Source organism: Trichocoleus sp. Lan (assembly GCF_039961855.1).
In the GTDB taxonomy this organism is placed as follows: Bacteria; Cyanobacteriota; Cyanobacteriia; order Cyanobacteriales; family FACHB-T130; genus FACHB-T130.
Map to the genome: position 1 here is coordinate 140,189 of NZ_JAMPKA010000011.1, position 23,184 is coordinate 163,372.

At 46.6% G+C, this 23,184-nt stretch carries 20 protein-coding genes and 1 tRNA gene; 17 read left to right on the forward strand and 4 right to left on the reverse strand.

The genetic code is table 11. The features are described 5' to 3' along the window. Positions 1-212: 212 nt before the first annotated feature. From NDA03_RS12095 to NDA03_RS12140, 10 genes are all read left to right on the forward strand, one after another. Complete coding sequence (locus NDA03_RS12095; protein WP_348238117.1) at positions 213-1,211, forward strand: anti-sigma factor antagonist; 999 nt, start codon at positions 213-215, stop codon at positions 1,209-1,211. A 22-nt stretch (positions 1,212-1,233) separates the two neighbouring features. Further along, positions 1,234-1,683 (forward strand): anti-sigma regulatory factor, encoded by a 450-nt coding sequence (locus NDA03_RS12100; protein ID WP_190412556.1) that lies wholly within the window; start codon positions 1,234-1,236, stop codon positions 1,681-1,683. Positions 1,684-1,899: 216 nt separating this feature from the next. Continuing rightward, positions 1,900-3,129: a glycosyltransferase family 4 protein gene (locus NDA03_RS12105; RefSeq protein WP_190436866.1), complete on the forward strand. Its 1,230-nt coding sequence runs from the start codon at positions 1,900-1,902 to the stop codon at positions 3,127-3,129. 146 nt (positions 3,130-3,275) lie between these two features. Further along, complete coding sequence (gene yqeK / locus NDA03_RS12110) at positions 3,276-3,881, forward strand: bis(5'-nucleosyl)-tetraphosphatase (symmetrical) YqeK (RefSeq protein WP_190436863.1); 606 nt, start codon at positions 3,276-3,278, stop codon at positions 3,879-3,881. A gap of 150 nt (positions 3,882-4,031) precedes the next feature. Further along, entirely contained in the window at positions 4,032-4,493 is a 462-nt protein-coding gene (gene rsfS / locus NDA03_RS12115) for a ribosome silencing factor (RefSeq protein ID WP_190412872.1), read from the forward strand. Positions 4,494-4,513: 20 nt separating this feature from the next. Further along, the gene (locus tag NDA03_RS12120; protein ID WP_190412553.1) at positions 4,514-5,014 is read left to right on the forward strand and encodes a CGLD27 family protein; all 501 of its coding nucleotides are present in this window, start codon (positions 4,514-4,516) and stop codon (positions 5,012-5,014) included. 133 nt (positions 5,015-5,147) lie between these two features. Then, complete coding sequence (locus NDA03_RS12125; RefSeq protein ID WP_190412552.1) at positions 5,148-6,101, forward strand: asparaginase; 954 nt, start codon at positions 5,148-5,150, stop codon at positions 6,099-6,101. A 46-nt stretch (positions 6,102-6,147) separates the two neighbouring features. Then, positions 6,148-6,224, forward strand: a tRNA-Met gene (locus tag NDA03_RS12130). Between the two features lie 91 nt (positions 6,225-6,315). Next, the gene (locus NDA03_RS12135; RefSeq protein ID WP_348238118.1) at positions 6,316-7,791 is read left to right on the forward strand and encodes a DUF697 domain-containing protein; all 1,476 of its coding nucleotides are present in this window, start codon (positions 6,316-6,318) and stop codon (positions 7,789-7,791) included. A gap of 257 nt (positions 7,792-8,048) precedes the next feature. Then, complete coding sequence (locus NDA03_RS12140; protein ID WP_348238119.1) at positions 8,049-8,963, forward strand: branched-chain amino acid transaminase; 915 nt, start codon at positions 8,049-8,051, stop codon at positions 8,961-8,963. Positions 8,964-9,229: 266 nt separating this feature from the next. Here the strand turns inward: NDA03_RS12140 and NDA03_RS12145 are convergent, their stop codons facing one another. The 4 genes from NDA03_RS12145 to NDA03_RS12160 all read right to left on the reverse strand — a co-directional run bounded on the left by NDA03_RS12145 (position 9,230) and on the right by NDA03_RS12160 (position 14,686). Then, positions 9,230-10,093: an alpha/beta hydrolase gene (locus NDA03_RS12145; protein WP_190534619.1), complete on the reverse strand. Its 864-nt coding sequence runs from the start codon at positions 10,091-10,093 to the stop codon at positions 9,230-9,232. Positions 10,094-10,271: 178 nt separating this feature from the next. Next, the gene (locus NDA03_RS12150; protein ID WP_348238120.1) at positions 10,272-13,070 is read right to left on the reverse strand and encodes a TIGR02921 family PEP-CTERM protein; all 2,799 of its coding nucleotides are present in this window, start codon (positions 13,068-13,070) and stop codon (positions 10,272-10,274) included. 210 nt (positions 13,071-13,280) lie between these two features. Continuing rightward, positions 13,281-13,982, reverse strand: a complete 702-nt coding sequence (locus NDA03_RS12155; RefSeq protein ID WP_348238121.1) for a hypothetical protein — start codon at positions 13,980-13,982, stop codon at positions 13,281-13,283. A gap of 23 nt (positions 13,983-14,005) precedes the next feature. Then, entirely contained in the window at positions 14,006-14,686 is a 681-nt protein-coding gene (locus NDA03_RS12160; protein ID WP_190437145.1) for an actin-binding WH2 domain-containing protein, read from the reverse strand. Between NDA03_RS12160 and NDA03_RS12165 the strand changes: the two genes are divergently transcribed. The 7 genes from NDA03_RS12165 (at position 14,685) to NDA03_RS12195 (ending at position 23,074) form a co-directional block, all read left to right on the forward strand. After that, positions 14,685-14,867 (forward strand): hypothetical protein, encoded by a 183-nt coding sequence (locus tag NDA03_RS12165; protein ID WP_190412908.1) that lies wholly within the window; start codon positions 14,685-14,687, stop codon positions 14,865-14,867. The two genes, NDA03_RS12160 and NDA03_RS12165, sit on opposite strands and share 2 nt — an antisense overlap. Then, the gene (locus tag NDA03_RS12170; protein ID WP_190412545.1) at positions 14,864-15,634 is read left to right on the forward strand and encodes a hypothetical protein; all 771 of its coding nucleotides are present in this window, start codon (positions 14,864-14,866) and stop codon (positions 15,632-15,634) included. Before NDA03_RS12165 ends, NDA03_RS12170 begins: the two co-directional genes overlap by 4 nt. Then, a complete protein-coding gene (locus tag NDA03_RS12175) occupies positions 15,631-16,578 on the forward strand; it encodes a DUF1822 family protein (RefSeq protein WP_190412544.1) in 948 nt (315 codons plus the stop codon). Before NDA03_RS12170 ends, NDA03_RS12175 begins: the two co-directional genes overlap by 4 nt. 9 nt (positions 16,579-16,587) lie before the next feature. Then, the gene (locus NDA03_RS12180; RefSeq protein ID WP_348238122.1) at positions 16,588-21,177 is read left to right on the forward strand and encodes a CHAT domain-containing protein; all 4,590 of its coding nucleotides are present in this window, start codon (positions 16,588-16,590) and stop codon (positions 21,175-21,177) included. Between the two features lie 251 nt (positions 21,178-21,428). Beyond that, entirely contained in the window at positions 21,429-21,962 is a 534-nt protein-coding gene (locus tag NDA03_RS12185; protein ID WP_348238140.1) for a GrpB family protein, read from the forward strand. A 117-nt stretch (positions 21,963-22,079) separates the two neighbouring features. Then, on the forward strand, positions 22,080-22,565 hold the full coding sequence (locus NDA03_RS12190) for a cupin domain-containing protein (protein ID WP_348238123.1): 486 nt from the start codon (positions 22,080-22,082) through the stop codon (positions 22,563-22,565). A 2-nt stretch (positions 22,566-22,567) separates the two neighbouring features. After that, complete coding sequence (locus NDA03_RS12195; RefSeq protein WP_348232949.1) at positions 22,568-23,074, forward strand: GNAT family N-acetyltransferase; 507 nt, start codon at positions 22,568-22,570, stop codon at positions 23,072-23,074. Positions 23,075-23,184: the final 110 nt, after the last annotated feature.

Below are 23,184 nucleotides of genomic sequence, written 5' to 3' on the forward strand. Positions count from 1 at the left end.
CTGTTTGCTCTTTGGTACCCTTAGAAGCAGTTTAAAAAATTCTTGGTACAATTCGCTATTTCAGTGCTACTATGGACACTCGATGAATTTGATTTAAGTAGAATTATATCAAAACAATAAAATAATTCTTTACAAAAACTTTTAATGAAGTTGAATTGACTAATCTCAAATATTTTTCAAAATATAAGATGGCACCTTAGCACTAGGTTTACATGGTTGGACCGATCCCCGATGCAGATTTTCGGATTACGTTCTTCAACGACACTCCTGTAGTCCAGCTACCCCCTCGCCTTACTGTTCTTGAGGCCGTGGCTTTTAAGAAAAGCTGTCAGCAATTCTTACAAGAGAGTGCCGATACCCAGCAATTAGTTTTTGATTTGAGTCAGACCACATTTATTGATAGCAGTGGTATTGGTGCGCTGGTCAGTAATGTAAAGCTAGCGCGGGAGAAACAAGTCGAATTAGTACTTCGGGGTGTCCATCCTCAAGTGATGGCAGTGTTATCGATGACGGGGCTGGATCAAGTTTTAACGATCGAGCCGCCAAGCCAAAGCACAACCACAACCCCTGGGAAAAAATCAGAAATTCAGCTACCAACGACTCATCCTTCCGTCCGCTCGTGGATTAAACGTGGTATTGATGTGGTGGGATCGCTGGTGGGTTTAGGGATTACGGCAATTTTGTTTATTCCCATCGTCATTGTGATTAAGCTCGACGATCCAGGCCCGATTTTTTTCAGTCAAATCCGTTGCGGTTGGATGGGAAGACGGTTTCAGGTGTGGAAATTCCGTTCGATGTGCGTAAACGCGGAAGCACTGAAAGACAAAATCGAGAATCAAGCCAGCGGTGCCTTTTTCAAGAATGAAAACGATCCGCGAGTAACACGGGTGGGTCGAATTTTACGGAAGACAAGCCTGGATGAACTGCCGCAGTTTTGGAATGTCCTGAAAGGGGAGATGAGTTTAGTCGGTACGAGACCCCCGACACCTGATGAAGTAGAACGATACGAAGTTCCGGAATGGCAGCGTTTAGATGTGAAACCAGGAATGACGGGTGAGTGGCAGGTGAATGGGCGATCGCAAGTACGCAATTTTGAAGATGTGATTCGCTTAGATTTGCGCTATCAGGAGAACTGGAGCCTGATTTACGACCTCAAGTTAATTGTTAAAACAATCCTAATTTTATTTCGCAAAAACAGTGGTGCTTATTAGGAAACCTCAATTACTTCTGTTAATGACAAAGGAACAACCAATAGCACAATCCCGCCTTCAGGTGGAGACGGATCTAAATGCTTTAACAGAAGTTTTGCAATGGTTTGAGCAACTTACTCTACCGCTACTGCCCTATGAATTATGGTGGCAGTCCCAGGTAGCCTTGACTGAAGGGTTTACGAACGTCATTCGCCACGCTCATTCTTCATTGCCCCCAACCACCCCAATACAGATTGAGGTGAAAGTCTATATTAGCTATCTGGAAATGCGGATTTGGGACTACGGAAAACCGTTTAACTTGCAAGCCAAGCTGCAATCAAAGTTGCAAGTGGTGGGTCAAAAGGATTTTGACCCCCTGGAGAATGAAGGAGGTCGCGGGTTGATATTTATGCAACAATTCACAGATGAACTCGATTACACGCGGATGCCTGACGAACGAAATTGCTTGCTGATGCGAAGAAAAATTCGCTAAAACTGGAGAGTATTCGCTTTCTCCTAGATGTGCTGCTGCTTCTGACAACTGGGAAGAAATCTCATCTACAAGCGCGATCGCACTTATAGACCGAGAAATAGACCGAGAAAAAGCCACATTATTCCTCAAAGAAGATGCGCGATTGTACCAACATACCGCAACCCCCGATTAGACTAGGTAAAAGCTTGGTGCTAAATATTTGGTAAGACCTAGATCATGCGGATATTGATTTACTCCTACAACTACCATCCCGAACCAATCGGCATTGCCCCCTTGATGACCGAACTAGCGGAAGGTTTGGTAGCACAAGGTCATCAAGTGCGAGTTGTCACTGCCATGCCAAACTATCCGCAACGGCGCATCTACGAGAAATATAAGGGGAAATTGTACCTAACAGAACTCGAAAATGGCGTAGCCATTCAGCGCAATTATGTCTGGATTCGCCCCAAACCGGGTTTGATAGATCGAATTCTATTGGATGCTAGCTTTGTCCTGATCAGCTTAGTCCATGCCCTCAAAGGCAGGCGACCAGATGTAATTTTGTTAACCGTACCGCCCCTGCCAGTTTCCGTTCCAGCCGCGCTCCTGGGATGGTTGCACCGCTGTCCGGTAGTCTTGAACCTCCAGGATATTTTGCCGGAAGCCGCAGTTCATACGGGGTTGCTCACCAACAAACGGATGATTGCCATCTTTGAAAAGCTGGAAAATTTTGCTTACCGAACAGCGACGAAGATTAGCGTCATTGCTGATGGATTTGTTGATAATTTAGTTGGGAAAGGAGTCCCAAAAAGTAAAATTAGGTTGATTCCTAACTGGGTTGATGTTAACTTTATCCAACCTTTGCCTAAAGAAAATAATTATTTTCGAGCCGTTCACCAACTCGACGGCAAATTTGTGGTTCTGTATTCCGGTAACATTGGTCGCACCCAACCCTTAAAGACCCTGATCGATGCGGCGACTTGCCTGCGACATATTCCCGACATTGCTGTGGTGATTGTGGGAGAAGATAAAGCCTTACAAGACCTGGAGCTTTATTGTCAAAAAGTGGATGCGCCAAACGTTTTGCTACTGCCATTTCAACCCCGCGAAAAATTACCGGAACTACTGGCAGCGGCGGATGTAGGGTTGGTGATGCAAAAGGAAAACGTGATTTCCTTCAATATGCCTTCTAAAATTCAGGTGCTGCTAGCCAGCGGTCGGGCAATTTTGGCTTCTGTTCCTGCTAGTGGTACGGCAGCTAAAGCGGTGCAGCATAGCGGCGGCGGTGTCGTCGTTCCCCCAGAAGATCCTGAGGCTCTGGCAGCAGCAATTTTAGACTTATATAAAAACCCTGACAAAGCGGAAAGACTGGGTCAGCAAGGCAGACAATATGCTACCGAAAATTACTCCTTTAAGCACGCCTTGGAGCAGTATGAGAAGCTGTTTGATGAGGTTAGGCTTCATTGATCTAGAATGAAAGCAAAATGGTTGTCGGTTTGAAGTAGCGATCGCGCGATGCCTAGCGTTTATTATCCTGGGAACTAGCGATCGCCCAAAGCCTTAGGCTTTGCCCTTTGCTTCTGTCCCGATAGCCCTATGGAGTTCCTCGCCCAATGCGCGAACAGGTCTTAGCCTGGTTAGCAGATCGTGTCCCTGCCGCTCGAATCAAACATATATTAGGCGTCGAGCGGATGTCTATTGAGCTAGCGCTGCATTATCAACTCGACGAGAAAAAAGCAGGGACAGCGGGGTTGATGCACGATCTCGCAAAATACTTTAAGCCTTCGCTGCTGTTACAAATGGCACGAGAAGAAGGATTGGAATTAGACCCGGTGGATGAAGAAAATCCGCATTTATTGCACGCAGATGTTAGTGCAATTGTTGCTAGAGACAAATTTGGAATACTTGATGAAGAAATTTTGCAGGCAATCCAGGATCACACCTTAGGCAGACCAGGAATGAGTGAATTGAGTTGTATCGTGTTTTTGGCTGATACTCTGGAACCAGGCAGAGGTAACACTCCTGAGTTAGAAGCTTTAAGACAAGTTGCTTGGCAAAATCTCTACAAAGCTGTTTGGCTAACTTGTGATTATTCCCTGAAATATCTCCTCGAAACTCGTTGCTTAATTCACCCTCGAACGATCCGTAGCCGTAATTGGGCACTTCAAATCGCTAGCAAAAAGCAGCAACCTGAAGCTGAAAGGATGAAGGATAAATGAAATGAAAAGTTAAAAAAAGCCATAAAAAGCTGAGGCTCGAAACTTCAAAAATTAAAATAGAAACTTCAGCATCTCTCTAGTACAGTGCTGTGAGTTGAACCAACTTTGAAGGAATTTATAGGTGTTTTTGAACAAGGAAATCAGGATTTAATGTCAGAACAGTTCAAGATACAGTCCTCCTCTACTGGGAACGAAGCATTCATCTCCAACGGAGACGACGCGAATGCTTCTGCTCGACTGGCTGTCAATGCAGATAAACAAAAAGCAAGCAAAGAGCTGGCTTTGACGGCTGCCAGAGCTGCTGATGACCGCAAAGCGGCTGACATCGTATTGCTACAGGTAGGAGAGGTATCCTATCTGGCGGATTACTTTGCGATCGCAACCGGCTTCTCCAGAGTCCAGGTGAGAGCGATCGCCCAATCAATTGAACAGAAAGTAGAAACGGAGTGGCAACGCCTGCCTCTGCGCGTGGAAGGAAAGGCAGAAGGTAGCTGGATACTGTTGGATTACGGGGATGTCATCATTCACATCTTGTTGCCTCCAGAGCGGGAATTCTATAATCTGGAAGCATTCTGGGGTCATGCTGAAAAAATCGATTTCTCAGCATCGTGAGCCGATGGGAGAGTAAAAACATGATGGAAACTCCAGTTTCAGTTTGCCCAGTTCCCGCCGAACAACAACCGCTCAATGAGTACCAGGAGTTGAAGGATTCTTGGTCTTTTCGCTGGGTGACGCTGGAACTGGGAGGATACATCAAAAAGCTGGCTTGGATTTGGGGTCTCGGCTGGTTCGTCGCAGGTCCAATGGCAGCAGCAAGCTTTGCGCCAGGAAAGTATCCGAGCAAGTTTATCCTCATGGGTGCAGCAGGAGCGAGCTTGGGAGTGGTGTTGGCACTGGTGCGACTGTACTTGGGTTGGTCTTACGTGCGATCGCGCCTAGAGAATCAACAAGTGTTTTATGAAGAATCCGGTTGGTACGACGGTCAGTGCTGGACAAAGCCAGAAGAAATTTTGACACGCGATCGCTTGATCGTCACTTACCAAGTTCAACCAATCCTTCAGCGGTTACAGCGAACCTTTGTCTTGCTTGCCTTATTTTTCTTTGCAGGTAGTCTAACTTGGTATTTTCTGTAATGAGCCATTAGGCATTAGGTCATTGAGCGAGAGGTAGTGGATAGTAAGGAAAGGCTGCACAGTCTACCGAAGACCTCAGAACAAGCGATCGCAGGCTACTGAACAACTAACAAAAAGTGATAAAGTCTTACCCATGACAAGGGGAAAAAGAAATCAATCCGCAGAACTGGAAGTTCGGTTGCTGCGAGAAGGCATTATTGAATCAACGCATCGCGCCCAAGCAGTCGTCTGTGACAACCGAGGGCGCGTCCTATCCGTGGCAGGCAGTTCGGAAACCGCTGCTTTTGTTCGTTCCGCCCTCAAGCCATTCCAGGCGTTGGCAATTACGACTACCGGCACCCTAGAACGCTACAAGCTAACGGATCGAGACTTAGCCATTATCTGTAGCTCCCACCAAGGTACGACTGCCCAAGTCCGACAGGCTTTTAACGTTCTTTGGCGCTCGGATGTTGACCCATCAGCACTTCAGTGTCCAATTCCAGAAGGTAAACGGAGTCCGCTGGAGTATAACTGTTCCGGGAAACACGCTGGAATGCTTGCCGTTTGCCAAGCAAGGCATTGGCCTCTGAATACCTATTTGCAGCGCAACCACCCCGTTCAGCAGCTAATTTTAGGCAAAGTTGCCGAATTGCTGCGAATGCCCGCTGTAGAGTTCATCAGTGCCCACGATGATTGTGGCGCTCCGACTTACTTCATGCAGCTGGGGCAAATGGGTACGTTGTACGGTCAGCTTGCCTCTGGGAATAATTTGGATATGGAGCGCATCGTCCGTGCCATGACCCATCACCCCAATATGGTGGCAGGAGAAGGTTTATTTGATACAGAACTCATGCGTCTGACCGAAGGTGAAATCATCAGCAAAGGGGGTGCTGAAGGGATTCAGTGCATCGGTCGCGTTGGCGAAGGGATGGGACTAGCAATTAAGGTGGCAGATGGAGCAGGACGGGCAAAGTGTGCCGTTGCCATTCATCTACTCAAGCAAATGGGTTGGATTAGTCCTACGGTGGCGGAAACCTTGTCGGAAACCTTTATGAGCTTGAGCAAATTCAAGCGCCTAGATGTCGTTGGGGAACTTTCGATGTTGTAGTTGCCACATTCTTGAATTTGCGTTATAGTAAATAAGTTGGCAACGACGCGGGATAGAGCAGCCTGGTAGCTCGTCGGGCTCATAACCCGAAGGTCAGTGGTTCAAATCCACTTCCCGCCACCAAATACAAAAGTAAACAATCCCTGCAATCCCAAAAGGTTGCAGGGATTTGTTGTAGGCTGGTTAGCAGCGATTCGGTTACATTTAAATATTTATGGCTGTGAATTTGCGGCGTCCGATTTTAGTCGGGGGAATTGGTCTATCATTCTCACTTTGGCTGTTCCAGAGTTTTCATGACTCAGCGGGGACAGTCGGTGAGTTTAGTGTAATTGGCGCGATCGCACTCGGCGCTGGTTTCTGGTTATTCCAGAAACAGACAGCCAAAGAGCTTCATCTGCCAGATGTCAGCCAGATGGATAGGGAAACAGTAGAAAAAGCGATCGCTCAAACCGAAGGTACGATTAGCCAGCTAGAGGCAGAGGCAGAAAACCATCCGGCAAATGCCCCGCTAAGAGAACAACTCGCCAAAATTACGACTCAAATCGATCGCCGGGAGATGCATCTGGCTGTCACTGGCGGAAAGTCAGTCGGTAAATCTACCTTAATTCAAGTTTTAGAGTCTAACTGGGTTTCTCAACAGCCGCAAAAACTCGGCTTGCAGGAGACACCCGCTTTATTTACTGCAATTGACCCCACCTCCCCGCCCCCTTCCCGAATCGGGGAGAGGTCAGATTTGGTGCTATTTCTTACCAATGGAGATTTGACCGATCCGGAATATCAAACCTTACAGCAACTAGCGGCATCTAAACAGCGTGCAGTGCTAGTGCTTAACAAGCAAGATCGGTATTTACCTGAAGAACGCGCCACGGTATTACAGCAATTGCGGCAACGAATGCAAGGAACGCTGAAGGGAGAAGACGTTGTAGCGATCGCTGCTTCTCCTACCCCCATCAAAGTGCGTCAGCATCAACCGGATGGTTCGGTGCGGGAGTGGATGGAAACCCCAGCGCCTGAGATGAGTGCGATCGCAAGTCGGTTAAGCCAAATTTTAGCCCAAGAAAGTCAACAGCTGGTTTGGACAACGGCTTGGAGGGCAGCTTATGCGCTGAAAGCCGAAGCGAAATCTGCCTTAAATGAAGTGAGACGCGATCGCGCCCTTCCCGTTATCGAGCAATATCAGTGGATTGCTGCCGCCACCGCCTTTGCGAACCCTGTACCTGCCTTGGATTTGCTGGCAACTGCTGCCATTAACGGTCAGCTCGTCATGGATCTCGGTAATCTATATCAGCAAAAATTCTCTGTTCAACAAGCGCAAGCGATCGCTGGGACAATGGGTAGCTTGATGCTCAAGCTTGGTTTAGTCGAGCTAACGACTCAAACCGTAGGTGGGGTTCTCAAGAGCAATGCGATCACATTTGTCGCCGGAGGAGCGGTTCAGGGGGTCAGCGCTGCCTATCTAACCCGGTTAGCGGGTTTGAGCTTGATTGAATATTTCCAAGCGCAGGAAGCCGCTACGACATCCGAAGGGCGTCCCTTGAATCTGGATCAGTTGCGCGAAACCCTGCAAAAAGTGTTTCAGCAAAATCAACGAGTTGCTTTCTTGCAAGGATTTGTCAAGCAAGCTGTGGCGCGTCTGGTGCCAGAATCACCCCAGCCTGCGATCGCGGGTAACGAGATTGCTAGTTGTTAGCCAAGTAGTAGGTTAGCCCAACAGTAGGGTGAGCAATGCCCACCCTACTATTAAAATGTTTTATTCAAACTATCGAAATCCTGTACTAGCTCGAAATCAAGACATCATTATATAGTAATAGTCACTAACGTTCTTGAATTTCCTAATTTAGTCGGAACACACATTCCTTTTGAATTTTGAAAGAAAGTTCAGGAAGCCGAATGTGTAGAATCGCAATCGGCAAATCGAAAAACATCTGGAAAAACTTCTTTAAGCTTATGAATAATTTTTTACCCATTGCTTACTTTCAGAATAAATTTGTCCCTTTTAACAAAGCCAAAGTTTCTATTGCTACCCAAGCTTTGCACTATGGAACTGGCGCAATTGGGGGATTAAGAGGGATTCCCGATCCTCAAAATGATAAGCAAATTTTACTATTTAGATTAGACCGTCATTGCCAAAGGTTAAGTGATAGTGCTAAGTATTTACACTACGATATACCAGCCTCTAAAATTCGAGAAACTATCGTTGATTTTATAAAAAAAAATCAACCAAGCAAGTCTTTTTATATCCGCCCTCTCGTATATACTTCGGGGTTAGGAATTGCTCCTAGGCTTCATAATGTTGAGAAAGATTTTTTAGTTTATGGAATTGAACTAGCAGATTATTTATCTCCGGAAGGAGTCAGCTGTCGAATTAGTTCCTGGTATCGACAAGAAGATCGCAGCTTGCCTCTGAGAGGTAAAATCAGCGCCGCATATATTACTTCTGCCTTAGCGAAAACTGAGGCGGTAGAGTCAGGCTTTGATGAGGCAATTATGATGAATTCGCAGGGAAAAATTTGCGAAGCCTCTGGGATGAATATATTTTTAGTGAGAAATGGGCAACTGATTACCCCTGGATTTGAACAGGATATTTTAGAAGGAATTACCAGAGATAGCGTCCTAACAATTGCCAGAAATCTAGGAATTAAAACGATAGAAAGACCCGTTGATAAATCAGAGCTTTTTATCGCTGACGAAGTTTTTCTGAGTGGGACTGCTGCCAAGGTTGCGCCAGTCAAAAAAATTGAAAATTATCAATTACCAGAGAGCAAACCGATTACTACAAAACTGCGAGAAAAACTCATCGCGATTACAGAAAATCGAGATCCCGATTATCAAGATTGGGTGGATGTGATCGCGCTTGAATAAGAGAATCCGTCAGAAGACGAAACGTGATAACCCATGTCTCTACAAACCAAACTGCCTTCGCAGGCTACAAGAACAGCATCAGCGGCGAGACTCGAAGGCGATCGCAACATTGATATCTGATTGCCACTCCTGCGTCACATCCACGGCTTACGCTTTTATTTGTATCGATGAAACTCCTCAATCCATAAAAGCAATGCTGCCCTCTCTGGTGAGAGGGCATTTTTGTTTGCAGAGGAGATCGGCTCATAACCCAACCCTAATTAGCGCTACGCCTTAACGCCCATCTGTCGGAGGATAGCAGTACACAGGTTGCTATTGACATCCAGAAAACCATCAATGGCAGTAAAGTGGTTTTTACTAGGTTGGGATAGATATTCGCCTTTTAAACCTTTCGCTTTCCAGGCTGCTAGAAACTCATCGGACTGGCGTTGAAATTCTTTAGATTCATCCCCGCCGTAGGTGACAATCAGCGATCCGGCTTTGTCGGGAATATGCAGGATGGGGCTGTTGCGGAGAACTTCTCCCCAAGTTAATTGTAAAGCGGGTTGCAGCCAGGTGTAGGGAAAGGGCATCAGGTCAAATAAACCACTAATCGCGCAGCCTCCTTTAATGATATCGGCGGGTAAACCGTAGGTTCCTTCCCAGTCAGTTGCCATCAGCATTGCTGTTAATTGACCGCCCGCCGAGTGACCAGAGACGTAAATGCGATCGCGATCGCCTCCAAAACTAGAAGCATTTTGATAAATCCAAGCAACCGCTGCTCGACTCTGACGCACGATCTCATCCATTGTCACGGTAGGACACAAAGCATAGTTGGTGACAACTACTGTAACTCCCGCTTCCACAGGTGCTTTGGCGACTAAACTAAAATCCTGGCTGCTGAGCAGTCGCCAGTAGCCACCGTGAATAAACACCAAGATGGGGGCATCCGGTTGAGCTGCTGGAAAGATATCCAGATGTTCGGCTAGAGTGGGGCCAAAAGGAACCTGGAGTTTGCAGGACAACGCAGAGCGCACGCTAGCGCTTGTTTTCACGTAGAAATCTGCGTACACAGTGAAGTCTGGCACCGACTTTTCTACGTTATATTCAGCATCCAGCTCGGCTTGCGTTGAGAAATTACGATAGAGCATAGAGCGTTTCTCGGTTGGGTGGAATAGATTGCGGTTCTAACGTTCAGTAGCGGCTTTTTGAATGTCATTGTAGAAGCATGGCATTCAAAAAGCCCTTACTGATGTATCGCACCCAACCCTTGAATGGCTATAGTAGTGAGCCTTTGAGCCTTCTGTTTCTCGCAGTCGAAACGTGCATCTATTGTAGTTTGACGCTGCGTTGACGAGTGCGAATCAGGAACAAGGCGATCGCTACCAACCCGATAATCGCAGAGGGTTCGGGTACACTAGCGCTAAAACGATTGTTCTGTTGCCTCAGTTGCTCTTTTCCATCTTCAACCGAACGATTAAAACGGTCTTTCTGAGCTTCCGCAATTCTAAGTGCCTCTCGTTGCTCGTCATTGACCAGTACAATCATGGACGAGTAAGGCGTGACAATTTTGTAAGTTTTAGCGATCGCATGAATGGCATCCAGTTGAGCAATCTGCTTTCCATTCAGCTGTTTGCTTAACCCCAAAACCATTTGCCGCGCCGCTAGAGGTTCAAAACCCTGAGTGTTGGAGTTTTGAGTTGCATCAGCACTCTGAGTATTTTTTGGGGTTTTTTCCAGAACCCAAGCATAGCCATCCACTACGCTGACGACAGATGACCCTAACGCTGCCTTCGTTGCCTGTCGCTGCAAAACTTCGGAAATTTTAGTACAAACTCCGCCACCACTGTCTTGAATGGCTTTAAGAGTTGCATCGTCGTAAGCAGGTGGTAACGCTCCTAGATGCACCACCCACAACGGTGCAGGCATTACTGGCACATCTTTGCGATTGTCTGATAACTCGTAACCGCTTTCATCCGTCACCAATAAGATGCCGTCGTAAGGCGTATCGCCCCGCATTTGGGTAAACTGCCGCAGCATTTCCTTGGGTTGTATGCTGCCGTAGAATGTCATCTTCCTGGCATCGAAGCGACTGATATCATCGATGCGCTGCGGTTTTGCACCAGGAGACGCACTGATGTACAAATCGGCATCATTATTCGCGAAGATGTTGTCAGCAAAGCCGTGTTGTTCCAACCAGCTCAATGTTTCCGTCAGTTCTTTGGTGCGTACTGCCATACTCCGCGAAGCATCGACAATGACTGCAAACCGCTTCCCTTGGGGCATCAAGTAATCTTTTGCAGCTAAGGGTTTGGCTGAGATTTGGTAGCCATCTGGCAAGTTAACCTGATGTAGACTTGGCTGGTATTGCCCATCTGCTGGCAAAAATGGTTCCAACCATTCATCGCCAACCCGTGCTAAAACTTCTCCATTGCGGATACGCTGGGTGTCTTCATTCCAAAAAATGTTACGCTTCTCTCCTAGCTGAGGTAACGCCCACCCCTTCTCTTGTCGCATGACTTTATAGGTCAGCCACAGATGCATTTCGGTTGGTCGATCTTCTGACTCCGCTTGTTCCTGCGGTGATAAACGGGGAGGAATGGGAAAGGCTCGCAAGCGATATTGAAGTGGCCCAACTTGCTCAAGTAAAGCTGGATCGACGGGACGCCAGCGCCTTACCTGTGAAGTATAAACTTTCTGAGCGGCACCGCGTGGCGAAACCTTAAAGGGGAAGCGCTTGGCTAAGTTCTCGCTGTCGCCCAGCCAAACTCCTGTAATTGCAGCGCTTTCTGGCAAAGAAAAGGAATAGAAAATTTCCTCAACATCAGTGGTTTTGTTGGCATACACTTCGTAGAGTTCCACATCTGCCCAATTGCCCTGTGGTTTAACGGTGACTTGTTGCGATCGCAACCACACCTTTTCCTGGTTAATATTCAGCAACCCTGCCTTGGCATCGTCCAAATTTCCACTAGATTGCAAAGCGTGTTGAATTGCTTGTCGTTCTGCTTTTTGAATTGGCTTGTCAAAAAACTGGGCGTACAGCTTTCCAGCTTTTTCCATATCTCTTAGGGAACCGTTGTATAAGAACGGCGACATCAAGTGATTGTAGCTGTCTTGGAAGAACTGGGAAAGCAGCTCTGGTAAGCCAAAAACGCTCTCATACATAACGCGGATATGGTCATTTTCTTCTGAAGTGCCCAGATACCGATAAGAAGAAAAGTAAGCGTTCAGGAGTCCATCCCGAATCAAGTCGGACTTGGCTACAAGTGCTGCCTTTTCGCTGTCTGATGGTGCTGGGTTCTCTAACAGTTTAAATGCCTGAATCTGAGGCTGGGCATTGAATGAGAGGCACAGAATCATCCAAGCAGTCACCACCGTCCCCGAACCAATAACAGTGCGGTTTCGCCCATGCTGAGCCGCAAAAGCACGTAAGATTCGCTGCCCAGATTGAATGTAGTAGCTTGCCAATATCCAAGGCATGAACAGGGATAGGATAACGCTTACGCAAAAGAGCATAAAAGAGACGGGCATCCACCAGTTTCCGGAAGCCCATATATACCCAAAGTCCCTTATCCACTGAAATTGGAAGAAGTTGTACACGAGAAAGGCGGCTGCGGGTGCGGCATAAAATAGCAGCAGCAACCCTAGGTACACACCAACCCCCGGCATCAGACTGTGAGCGATCATTTGCAACCATGCGATCGCTCGATGACGTTCTGCATAGCCGTATAGCACTTCGAGGTAAAAAGCAACCATACAAACGCCCACTGTGCCCAAAATCAAAGCGCTAGCGGGGGTGAGTTCCGCAAGCCGGAGGCGGAGTCCCTGTCTGAGGAAAAACAATAGTAGGCACAGGAGAAACAGGGGTGCTTCCACGCCATAAAACAAACGCATCAGCTGTAAAGGTTGCTTACGGAAACGCCGCAGTCCCAGCACCGTACAGATAATCGATATCACAATCAAAACTGCAAGGGTGATGAAAAATTCTCTTTCGATCGGACTATTCGACGCAGCCTTAACGATTTCACTTGTATAAGCAGGCCAATACCCAGCGCAGACAACCACCAAAAATGTAATATTACAGAACCAAAATATGCCGTGATATGTGGCATGAAGCAGATTCTTCATAATGCATGTATACCTAGAAACAAATTTTCGATTATTTAGAAAACGATTGAATAAACCATTGATAATTTTGGTTGTCAATCAACCCGAAATTAAATTCTCATTAGCCCTGATTTCTTCAACAGCGATTCTGAATATTTCGTAAACCTCTCTTCGTTTTCTTTTTTTTAGCCTCCTAAAGCGCTAATGCCTATGCTTTGCTAAGGCGTTTCTTTAATTCTTCAATTCCTTATGTACGCTAATCCCAATTTGCAAAGATTCATTGAGCAAACAACTATATTCATCTACGCGATCGTTCAGACTAAATGACATCAACGAAGTGAGATTTTCTTCAAGATTTGCAAATAACTCATAATGATTGCTCAGAAATTTACGATGTTTCTTCATGAGCATTTCCGCTTGTAAAGCGCCGCTCAAAGTTTCTTTGGTAATTCTCAAAGCTTGAATGACTTCTCTTCTAGTGCTGAGGCTGTTACACCGAGAGGGTGAGCGGCTTGCTGATTCTAGTTCGTCGATGAGAGCGATCGCTTGAATTACCCGATTGTATTTATCGACTTTATCTATTAACCTAGCTAAAGATTTGACTTGTTTAACTTGTTGCCAAAAATAAGCATTCCAAATCAAGACACCCAACAGAGAAATACTAGAAATGATGATTAATAATCTGGTAACACCATCTGTATTTCCCGGTAAACTTCCAGCGTTGCGAAGTAAAATTAGACTCCCTGTCATAACAAAAATTAAGACCAGCATGAGTATAAATAGTTCCGTCAGGAGAACTGATAGCATCTGCTTGGGATTTTTGAGGATAAACCCTCTATAAGCATCAATGGCTAGAGCAGTGCTAGGATCTAAATCAACCAAAGTCTCCAGATCTTCTTTTGTCATCTGTAAATTTTCTAAGTCAGCTTGCATATCAGTTGGTTCCTGTTACGTGCTTAACGAAGACCTAGTGCGTCAGAAACTATTTTCAAAAGATGAAAGTAAAAGTTACTTTCTAGAGGGCGAAATAGCTCGAAGGGGCTACCAGGATTGCCAAAAAAGGGTCTGAGCGTCCATCCTAGTTGGCTTCCGACAAAGCCATATAACACTAACCAGCCTCGAATCATCGCCGTGCGGTTACTTGGCTTGTCAGAATCTTTCTCGTTGATATATATCAGGCTTCGATAAAAAACATTAATCCCAATCAAACCTGTAATGGTAAAGACCAGTACATTCAAGAGTTTAAAAAATTGATAATCGTTAATGGAAAGACGAAAAAACAGGGTGATTGGTGCAAAACTGAAAAGCATTACCCCAATGATTGACATTGAAGCTAATAGTAAAACCAGGTATTGTCCAAAGCTGCGCCTAGAGCCTGAAATTACATCAAAGAAATATAAATTAGGTAAACAAACAGCTAGAGTGATTAAATATAAGGCTGGTAGCTTAATGGCTGAAGCAACCATTTGCAATCCGCCACTAAACGAGCCGATGATTGCTCCATAAAGTGCAAAAAAGACTGAACTACTAATTAACAAGGAAACAATTTTGGTTTCAATTCTTATCCCTTTACTAATCTCTTCCAGAAATTCCTGGCGATCGCGCAAAAAGTACATTAGGATTGCGAAGTGATTCATGACATCTTCTCCTATCAATTCAGGTATCGCTCTACAAATCTCTCAGGCACCTGCCTCAAAGTTGTGGGGATATACCCAAAATTTGTTACAAAACTTTACAAAAACCGTGAAGAGCGAAGATGGTTTGGATAGGCTGACCCGACAGCAAGAGGAGAGAATCTTACTTAATTCCCTGCTATGAACGAACGGGATGAGCGGCTAGGCAAACTAATTGAAGCAGTCCGTCAGCATCCATCTGGGAGCCTTAGCTGGCGAAAAGCGATGAATCAGCTGTTGATAGAAATTCAGCAATTGCCAGGATTGGCGAGATCCGCTCACCCGGATTACTTGGAAGCTTTGGATGATACATTGCTGAAATTGGCTGATGAAATACACGAATTTGAACCCAGACAGCCTTCTTTAGAGAAGAGTTTGGTGGCTTGGATTAACCTGAAATTACGCCTGAAATATGAAGTGCGCGACTTGCATTCCTCCCAGCAGACTCGCGCCAAAAATCCCAAGAATCCTCAAGCGGAATTTCAAGAACAACTGAGGAAACCACCCCTCTCGCTTGATGTGCCCTTGGGGGATGAGGGGAGCGAAACTTTTGGCGATCGCTTGGCGGCTTCAGTTCCCTGTACGCTTTTAGAAATAGAAGCACAAACCCGGCGAGAACAGGAACAGCGGAAAAATCAAAGAATTGGGGTTCAGCTAAAGCAATATATTGACCGAGATCCGGAAGGCAAACTTCGGCGTTGCCATCCCCAAGCTTATCCAGAGTGTAACTGCCAAATCCTCAGCCAGCGCTTGCTCTTAAAGTATCCACCCGACAAACTCGCTCTTGTAGCACGGGATCTCAACATTAATTACAACACCCTGAACTGGCATTGGAAAAACAAGGGAGTCCCGCTTCTCCAAGCGATCGCTAGAAGTTTGGGCTATCAACCAAATGTAGAAGAAGACTTATGAATAGCACCGCACCTGTTTCTCTTAACGTTCCCCTGAGTGACACCGCCCATCAGCTGGCGCGACAATTTGCACAAGAGCAAGCGACTCCTGAAAAAGGGGTACGGGTATATCTCAATACCCTGGCTGTCTGGGCAGTTCACCGCTATCTAAAATGGCTGAGATACGAACCAAATCTCACCTCAAGCGACAGCTGGCATCCTGGTATGCGAGCCATGTTTGATGTAGCGGATCTGGTGTTGCCTAACTTAGGTAGATTAGAGTGCCGTCCCGTCCTGCCTGGGGAGACATCAGTTACGCTACCGCCAGAAGTGATGCAAGATCGAGTTGGCTATGTGGCAGTTCAGTTTGGATCGCATTCTACTCCCACAGAACCAGTCTACTTGCAGGAAGCACATCTAATAGGATTTGCCCCCGCGATCGCTACTGAAAATCCGCCAGAGGAACTGCAAATCCCTGACTTGCAATCTTTGGATGCACTGATGGAGTATCTAGATCAACTCGAATCGGCGCTGTCAGATGCACCCGACAAGACGCGATCGCAGCTAAACAACTGGTTACAAAATTTCTTCGAGTCTGGTTGGCAAACAGTGGAGGAGGTATTGACGCCACAAACGCCCCTTTTAGCATTACGCAGATCGACTGTGAGACGGGCAAAGCGGATCGAGTTGGAAACAAATGCAGTTGTTTTAATAGTCACCCTCCAGCCAGAAACCCCAGAAAGATTGAGCATCCATCTGCAAGTTTGTTCTGTAAATCCACAAATAACACTGCCACCTCAACTGAAGTTGATGGTATTAACAGAATCTGGGGAGGTATTCAGAGAAATTATCGCTAGCGGGACTGACACCTTCATGCAGTATGAATTCAGAGGACAAGTGGGGGAACAATTTAGTGTCAAAGTAGCGTTAGGAGATACTAGCATCACAGAAGCCTTTGTCATCTAGCAGGCAGCAATGGAAAAGTTAGTCATCTTGGATATCGATGGTGGCTTGCATCAGGGAGCAATAGCAACGCTGGAAATTCGGGGAGAAGGCAACCATGCTGTTACCACCCGTGCCAAAGGTAAATTGCCCCCAGCAACTCAGTTACTGGAACAATACGAACACTGGCAGTCTATTTATCGCAGTCTGTCGTTCCTGTTTCGCTTGGAAGAAAGAGGAGGACAAATTATTCAGGGTTCTCCAAAAGATTTACTTGACGCTTGCCGCCAGTCTGCTCAAACCTTAGCAGATAGTTTGACAATCTGGCTCAAAGCTGAGTCATTTCGCCCCATTCGAGAAAAATTACTCGAAAAATTATTACCAACTGATACAGTGCGGTTGATTCTGCAAATAGAAAACAACCAACTGCGACGACTCCCTTGGCATTTTTGGGATTTTTTCGAGCGTTACCCCAAGGCAGAAGTAGCGCTGGGAGCAACTGCTTACGAACGGGTAGAAACTGATGCACCATTACGGAAAAAACCCAGAATTTTAGCGGTTTTGGGGAATGGGACTGGGATTGATATTGAAGCAGATCGAAAGCTACTTTCAAGTTTGCTTTGTGATGCAGAAATTGTCTTTTTAGTCGAACCGCAACGCCGCCAGTTATACCAACAACTTTGGGACTCATCTGGGTGGGATATCTTATTTTTTGCCGGACATAGTTCCAGCCTTGCTTGTGGCGAAACGGGCGAGATCGAAATTAATGGTAGCGATCGCTTATCCATCACCGAGTTAACCTATGCTCTGAAAAGAGCCATAGAACGCGGCTTACAACTGGCAGTTTTCAACTCCTGCGATGGACTAGGCTTAGCACGTTCCCTCGAAAGCCTCCACATTCCCCAAATCGTCGTCATGCGGGAACCAGTCCCTGACTTGGTTGCTCAGGAATTTCTCAAGTATTTTCTCACTGCCTTTTCTAGGGGTGAGTCTTTTTATACCTCTGTGCGAGAAGCACGAGAACAGTTGCAAGCTTTAGAGGATCGATGTCCTTGCGCCAGTTGGTTGCCAGTAATATGCCAAAATCCCACAGCGGTGCCCATAATTTGGCAAGGATTACATGATAGAGGAAAAGGGTCTCTTGAGGGGTACGGACACGGCAGTGCCGTGCCCGTACAAACTGGGCAAGATTTCCCCTGTCCCTATCGGGGTTTGTCTGCATTTCAAGAAGCCGATGCACCGTTTTTCTTTGGTAGGGAGGCTTTCACTGAGAAACTGTTGAAAGCAGTATATAATCAGCCACTTGTTGCGGCGATTGGTCCTTCCGGTAGCGGTAAATCTTCCGCAGTCTTTGCCGGCTTAATTCCACGTTTGCGTCAGATAGAAAACTGGCTAATTGTTAGCTTTCGTCCGGGGAATCGTCCTTTTTTAAAACTGGCAGAACAACTGATTCCCCTACTAGAACCGCAGTTGCGTGAAACGGATCGTTTGGTTGAAATCAACAAACTAGCAACAGTAATTCAGCAGGGTGACTTGCCATTAATCGCTGTGTTAGAGCGAATTTTAGATAAAACTCCCACAACTGATCACCTGCTTTTATTTGCCGATCAGTTTGAGGAATTGTACGCACTTTGTCAGGAAGCTGAAATCCGTCAACGCTTTCAAGATGAATTATTAACTGCTGTCAACCAGATACCCAGTTTTACCCTAATTCTCACTTTACGAGCAGATTTCTGCGAATACGCACTTTCTTATCATCCCTTTGCCTCTGCGTTGCAGCGCTTCCCCCCAGAATTTTTAGGGCAAATGAGCCGCTTAGAACTGCAAGCAGCGATCGCAAAACCAGCCCAAAATTTAGGCGTACAGATCGAGGAAGGATTGCGATCGCGCATACTAGATGCCGTTAGCTGCGAACCCGGTTCTTTGCCTTTACTGGAGTTTGCCCTAACCTTGCTGTGGGAACAACAATCCAATGGTATCCTCACCCATGCTGCTTATGATGCCATTGGAGGTGTCGAACAAGCACTCGCCAGTTATGCCGAACAGGTGTACGCGGCACTCAAACCGGAAGCACAGCAACAGGCAAAGCGTATCTTTCTCCAATTAGTGCATCCCGGTGAAGGCACCGCCGATACTCGCCGCATCGCCACCCGCACCGACGTAGGACAAGACAATTGGAACTTAGTTACGCGCCTAGCGGATGCACGTTTGGTTGTCACCAGACAAGATGAAGCAACAAGCGTTGAAACTGTCGAAATCGTCCATGAAGCGCTGATTCGAGAGTGGCAACGCTTGCGCCAGTGGCTAGAAGATAACCGCAGCTTCCGGACTTGGCAGGAGCGATTGCGGATAGCTTTGCGACAATGGGATAGCCAGCAAGATGAGGGGGTACTGTGGCGAGGTGCGCCGTTATTAGAAGCTCAACATTGGTACGCCGAACGTTCAGCGGATCTGAGTTCAACGGAGCAAACTTTTATACAGGCAAGTTTGGCTCTGCAAGCACGAGAGCAGAGAGTACGCGATCGCCAACGAAGACAAGTTATCCTGGGACTCACGAGCGGTTTGATAGGACTAGGATTGCTAGTGGGAATTGCCACAAAGCAATGGCAGCGAGCTGAAACGGGTGAAATCGATGCCCAACTCAATGCTTTAAGTGCCTCCTCAGATGAACTCCTAGCCTCAAATAAAGAACTAGAAGCATTGCTGGAAAGTTTAAAGGCAGGTAGACAGCTACAACAATCTATCGAAGCCAAACCCGACACTCGCATTCGAGTGGTAACGGTTCTACAGCAAGCCGTCTACGGCGTCAGAGAGTATAACCGTCTGGAGGGACATCAAAGAACAGTCATTAGCCTCAGTTTTAGCCCGGATGGTCAAACCATCGCATCTGCGAGTGATGACGGGACAGTGAAACTTTGGCAACGGGATGGCACGCTGTTGACGACGCTGGAGGGACATCGAGACAAGGTAAAAAGCGTCAGCTTCAGTCCAGACAGCCAAATGGTGGCTTCTGCGAGTTATGACAAAACGGTGAAACTCTGGCACCGGGACGGTACACTCTTAACCACTCTCAAAGGGCACACGGGCAAAGTCAATAGCGTTGCTTTTAGCCCGGATGGTCAGTTTCTCGCCTCTGCCAGTGCGGATAAAACGGTGAAACTTTGGCGGCGGAACGGCAGCCTAATTGTTACCTTAAAGGGTCATCGCTCTTGGGTAACAAGTATTCACTTCAGCCCAGACAGCCAAACCTTAGCGACAGCTAGCACCGACAAAACAATTAGACTGTGGCACCGCAATGGTAAATTGCTAGGGATTTTAAAAGGACATACCGCTTCAGTTAATAGCGTCAGTTTCAGCCCCGACGGTCAGACTTTGGCTTCTGCTAGTGCAGATACTACAGTGAAACTCTGGCGTCAGAATCGGAGTCTGGGAGGGTTTGAAACTCGTCCCTACAGAACTTTCACCGAACACAAGGATCTCGTTTGGGCGGTTAGTTTTAGCCCAGACGGTCAAACTTTGGCTTCTGCCGGTGCAGACAAAACGGTGCAACTCTGGCGTCTGGATGGCACGCTTGTTTCTACCCTCAAAGGACACAGCGCTTCGATTTACAGTGTGAGTTTCAGCCCCGATGGTCAGAGTTTGGCTTCTGCCAGCGCCGATACTACAGTTAAACTTTGGCACCCTAACGCTGAGAAACTTCCCACTTTGCAGAAGCATGATTCTGAGGTGCGGGGTGTAAGTTTTAGCCCAGATGGTCAGACTTTGGTTTCTGCCAGCGCCGACAAAACAGTGAGGCTTTGGCATCAAGACGGGAAGCCGCTAAAAACTCTCAAAGGACACAATGGGGAGATTTACAGCATCAGTTTTAGCCCGGATGGACAGACGTTTGCTTCAGCGAGTGCAGACAAAACGATAAAATTGTGGCACAAAGACGGCACGCTTCTGAAGACCTTCCAGGGACATACTGCTAGTGTCTTGAGTGTTCGTTTTAGTCCAGATGGTCAGACTTTAGCCTCAGCGAGTGCTGACAGAACTGTGAAACTCTGGAATCGGGATGGAACTCTGCTGGATACCTTGCTCGGACATCAGGATTCGGTAACAAGCGTGAGTTTCAGCCCTGACGGTCAGACTTTAGCTTCTGTGAGTGCTGACGAAACGGTGAAGCTTTGGCAACTTAACGGAAGTTTGCTCAGCACTCTACCGGGACACAGTGCTGGTATCTTAGATGTCAGCTTCAGTCCCAATGGTAGTACCTTCGCTTCTGCCAGTGCTGATGGAATCGTAAAACTTTGGAGCAACGGTCAGTTGCTCAAAACCTTAACCGGACATACTAATCGAGTCAATAGCATCAGCTTCAGCCCGAATGGTCAAACTCTAGCTTCTGCCAGTTCCGACGGAACGGTGAAACTCTGGAGCCTGAGTGGAAAATTGCTCAAAACCTTACGTGGGCATACTGATAGCGTTTTGGGGATAAGTTTTAGCCCAGATGGTCAAACAATCGCTTCAGCTAGTAGCGATCGCACAATTATTTTATGGAATTTGGATCTGGATGCCCTACTGGTTCTAAACTGTGCCTGGATGCGGGACTATCTGCAAACACAAAGCCTGTCGATTTGCCAGTAAAGTTGCACAAAATCCAGGTTAATTGCGATCGCGATATCTGCCTCTTTGTTGCTTCCAAATTCCTCTGGCTTAAAATCAACAGTTCCCCAACTGAATACACCGAAATGCCAGACCCTCTCAAACTGACACAAGATTAATGACCTCAAACAGCACTTATCTACAAATCAAGAATTTCGCAATTGGAGAATCTGCGAGTGTAGCCAAGAATTGCTCTTCCTTCCCAGAATCTTGCATTACTACAGGTGCCAGTCATGCCGTTCAAAGTTGAAGTAGTTCCACACAATCTACAGTGGCGAGATGCGTTTGAGGCTGAGTCGCAGCAAGTTGCTGAGGCAATGGGTGAAAATATGGTTGCACTACATCATATTGGTAGCACGGCAATTCCTAATATTTACGCAAAGCCCATTATCGATCTGCTGGTTGAAGTGAAAGACATTTCTCGTGTAGATGAGCAGAGTGCAGCAATGGAGTCACTGGGTTATGAAGTGATGGGTGAATATGGAATTCCCGGTCGGCGATTCTTCCTTAAGAATAGCCAAGCAGGTATCAGAACACATCACATTCATACATTCGAGATTGGTTCAGCACAGGTAAAGCGTCACTTAACATTTCGAGATTACATGATTGCTCATCCTGACGATGCACAGCAATACAGTAACCTTAAGCGAAAATTAGCCGAGATGTATCCCGATGATATAGAGGGATATATGGACGGGAAAGACGACTTTATCAAAACCATTGACCGAAAAGCAGCAGGGTGGCGTGTGTCTTCAGTAAATGAGTAACAGTGTCCCTATCCAGACTTATATTTTGTTCGCGAGGAGAAACCTCTATGAAATCCCATATTGCGATCGCTGAACTTAGCTATTAGGTATCCAGTAAACCATCTGAGGGTTACGAACATGGCAGAGAAGAAATCTTTGATTTTGCGGCGTCAACAAATTGAAGACAATATGCAAACATTCTCACACCCCTGGAATCCGAAATCCGAAATCTCAGGGACACAAATGGGGCGATCGCTCGGACTAAAGCGCACCGGAGTCAACTTTGTAAAAGTCCCTCCAGGAAAGGAATCCTTTGTATATCATTCCCACTACCGCGAGGAAGAATGGATTTACATCCTATCGGGCAGCGGAATTGCGGAAATTGACGGCGAAGAATTTGAAGTTGGTGCAGGAGACTTCATGGCATTCCCGACTCCTTCGGTAGCTCATCATCTGAGGAATGCAGGTGAGGAAGACTTAGTTTATCTAGCGGGAGGAGAAAACCTCGATATAGAAATTGCCGATTTCCCGCGCCTTGGAAAACGCATGTTTCGCCGTGAGGATGCTATTGAAATCTTTGACTTAGAAGATGCTAAACCGTTTGGATCATTAGACACCGAATAACGATGAGTTGCGTACTCGAAACAAGTAGATTACAGCTTCGACCCTGCCAGATCGAGGATATTCAACTCATTCACACGCTTTGGACGAGCGATCGCGTCCGGTCTTTCTTATTCGACAACCGGGTAATCTCGTCTGACGAGGCAGAATCTTTCGTTGAGGACAGCATCGCGAACTTTGAACAGCATGGATACGGACTCTGGCTAGTCTTTATGCGCGACATCGACCTTTTTGTCGGCTTTGCTGGCTTCTTGCGTTCAGAGGGAGGGATTCCCAGTTTAATCTATGGAGTTGATCCCAATCGCTGGGGGTTTGGTTACGCCACAGAAGCAGCCAACGTTGTGTTGAAATATGCCTTGGAGAATCTTGTTATTTCCCAGGTGAGGGCGGATGTGGACGAACCGAATATTGCCTCTTTGCGGGTGCTTGAGAAGCTAGGTATGAGGCAAACGGGTCGTGCAGTAGTCAACGGGCATCCCCTTCTTTATTTTGAAAAATCGCGATCGCTTTAAGCAGTGCAGAAATTCATCGCGATCGCAAACTATGAGCGGCAATGTCAGCTTGTCACCCAATCGGGTGAGGTGTTATTTCCGCAAGTTCTTGTAGTATGCCTGTAGTAAAG

What these genes read in the sequence shown, in the direction of transcription:
- NDA03_RS12095 (WP_348238117.1), top strand. Translation starts at nt 213, where the DNA reads ATGGTTGGACCGATCCCCGATGCAGATTTTCGGATTACGTTCTTCAAC.
- NDA03_RS12100 (WP_190412556.1), top strand. Translation starts at nt 1,234, where the DNA reads ATGACAAAGGAACAACCAATAGCACAATCCCGCCTTCAGGTGGAGACG.
- NDA03_RS12105 (WP_190436866.1), top strand. Translation starts at nt 1,900, where the DNA reads ATGCGGATATTGATTTACTCCTACAACTACCATCCCGAACCAATCGGC.
- yqeK (WP_190436863.1), top strand. Translation starts at nt 3,276, where the DNA reads ATGCGCGAACAGGTCTTAGCCTGGTTAGCAGATCGTGTCCCTGCCGCT.
- rsfS (WP_190412872.1), top strand. Translation starts at nt 4,032, where the DNA reads ATGTCAGAACAGTTCAAGATACAGTCCTCCTCTACTGGGAACGAAGCA.
- NDA03_RS12120 (WP_190412553.1), top strand. Translation starts at nt 4,514, where the DNA reads ATGATGGAAACTCCAGTTTCAGTTTGCCCAGTTCCCGCCGAACAACAA.
- NDA03_RS12125 (WP_190412552.1), top strand. Translation starts at nt 5,148, where the DNA reads ATGACAAGGGGAAAAAGAAATCAATCCGCAGAACTGGAAGTTCGGTTG.
- NDA03_RS12135 (WP_348238118.1), top strand. Translation starts at nt 6,316, where the DNA reads ATGGCTGTGAATTTGCGGCGTCCGATTTTAGTCGGGGGAATTGGTCTA.
- NDA03_RS12140 (WP_348238119.1), top strand. Translation starts at nt 8,049, where the DNA reads ATGAATAATTTTTTACCCATTGCTTACTTTCAGAATAAATTTGTCCCT.
- NDA03_RS12145 (WP_190534619.1), bottom strand. Translation starts at nt 10,093, where the DNA reads ATGCTCTATCGTAATTTCTCAACGCAAGCCGAGCTGGATGCTGAATAT.
- NDA03_RS12150 (WP_348238120.1), bottom strand. Translation starts at nt 13,070, where the DNA reads ATGAAGAATCTGCTTCATGCCACATATCACGGCATATTTTGGTTCTGT.
- NDA03_RS12155 (WP_348238121.1), bottom strand. Translation starts at nt 13,982, where the DNA reads ATGCAAGCTGACTTAGAAAATTTACAGATGACAAAAGAAGATCTGGAG.
- NDA03_RS12165 (WP_190412908.1), top strand. Translation starts at nt 14,685, where the DNA reads ATGACATCTTCTCCTATCAATTCAGGTATCGCTCTACAAATCTCTCAG.
- NDA03_RS12160 (WP_190437145.1), bottom strand. Translation starts at nt 14,686, where the DNA reads ATGAATCACTTCGCAATCCTAATGTACTTTTTGCGCGATCGCCAGGAA.
- NDA03_RS12170 (WP_190412545.1), top strand. Translation starts at nt 14,864, where the DNA reads ATGAACGAACGGGATGAGCGGCTAGGCAAACTAATTGAAGCAGTCCGT.
- NDA03_RS12175 (WP_190412544.1), top strand. Translation starts at nt 15,631, where the DNA reads ATGAATAGCACCGCACCTGTTTCTCTTAACGTTCCCCTGAGTGACACC.
- NDA03_RS12180 (WP_348238122.1), top strand. Translation starts at nt 16,588, where the DNA reads ATGGAAAAGTTAGTCATCTTGGATATCGATGGTGGCTTGCATCAGGGA.
- NDA03_RS12185 (WP_348238140.1), top strand. Translation starts at nt 21,429, where the DNA reads ATGCCGTTCAAAGTTGAAGTAGTTCCACACAATCTACAGTGGCGAGAT.
- NDA03_RS12190 (WP_348238123.1), top strand. Translation starts at nt 22,080, where the DNA reads ATGGCAGAGAAGAAATCTTTGATTTTGCGGCGTCAACAAATTGAAGAC.
- NDA03_RS12195 (WP_348232949.1), top strand. Translation starts at nt 22,568, where the DNA reads ATGAGTTGCGTACTCGAAACAAGTAGATTACAGCTTCGACCCTGCCAG.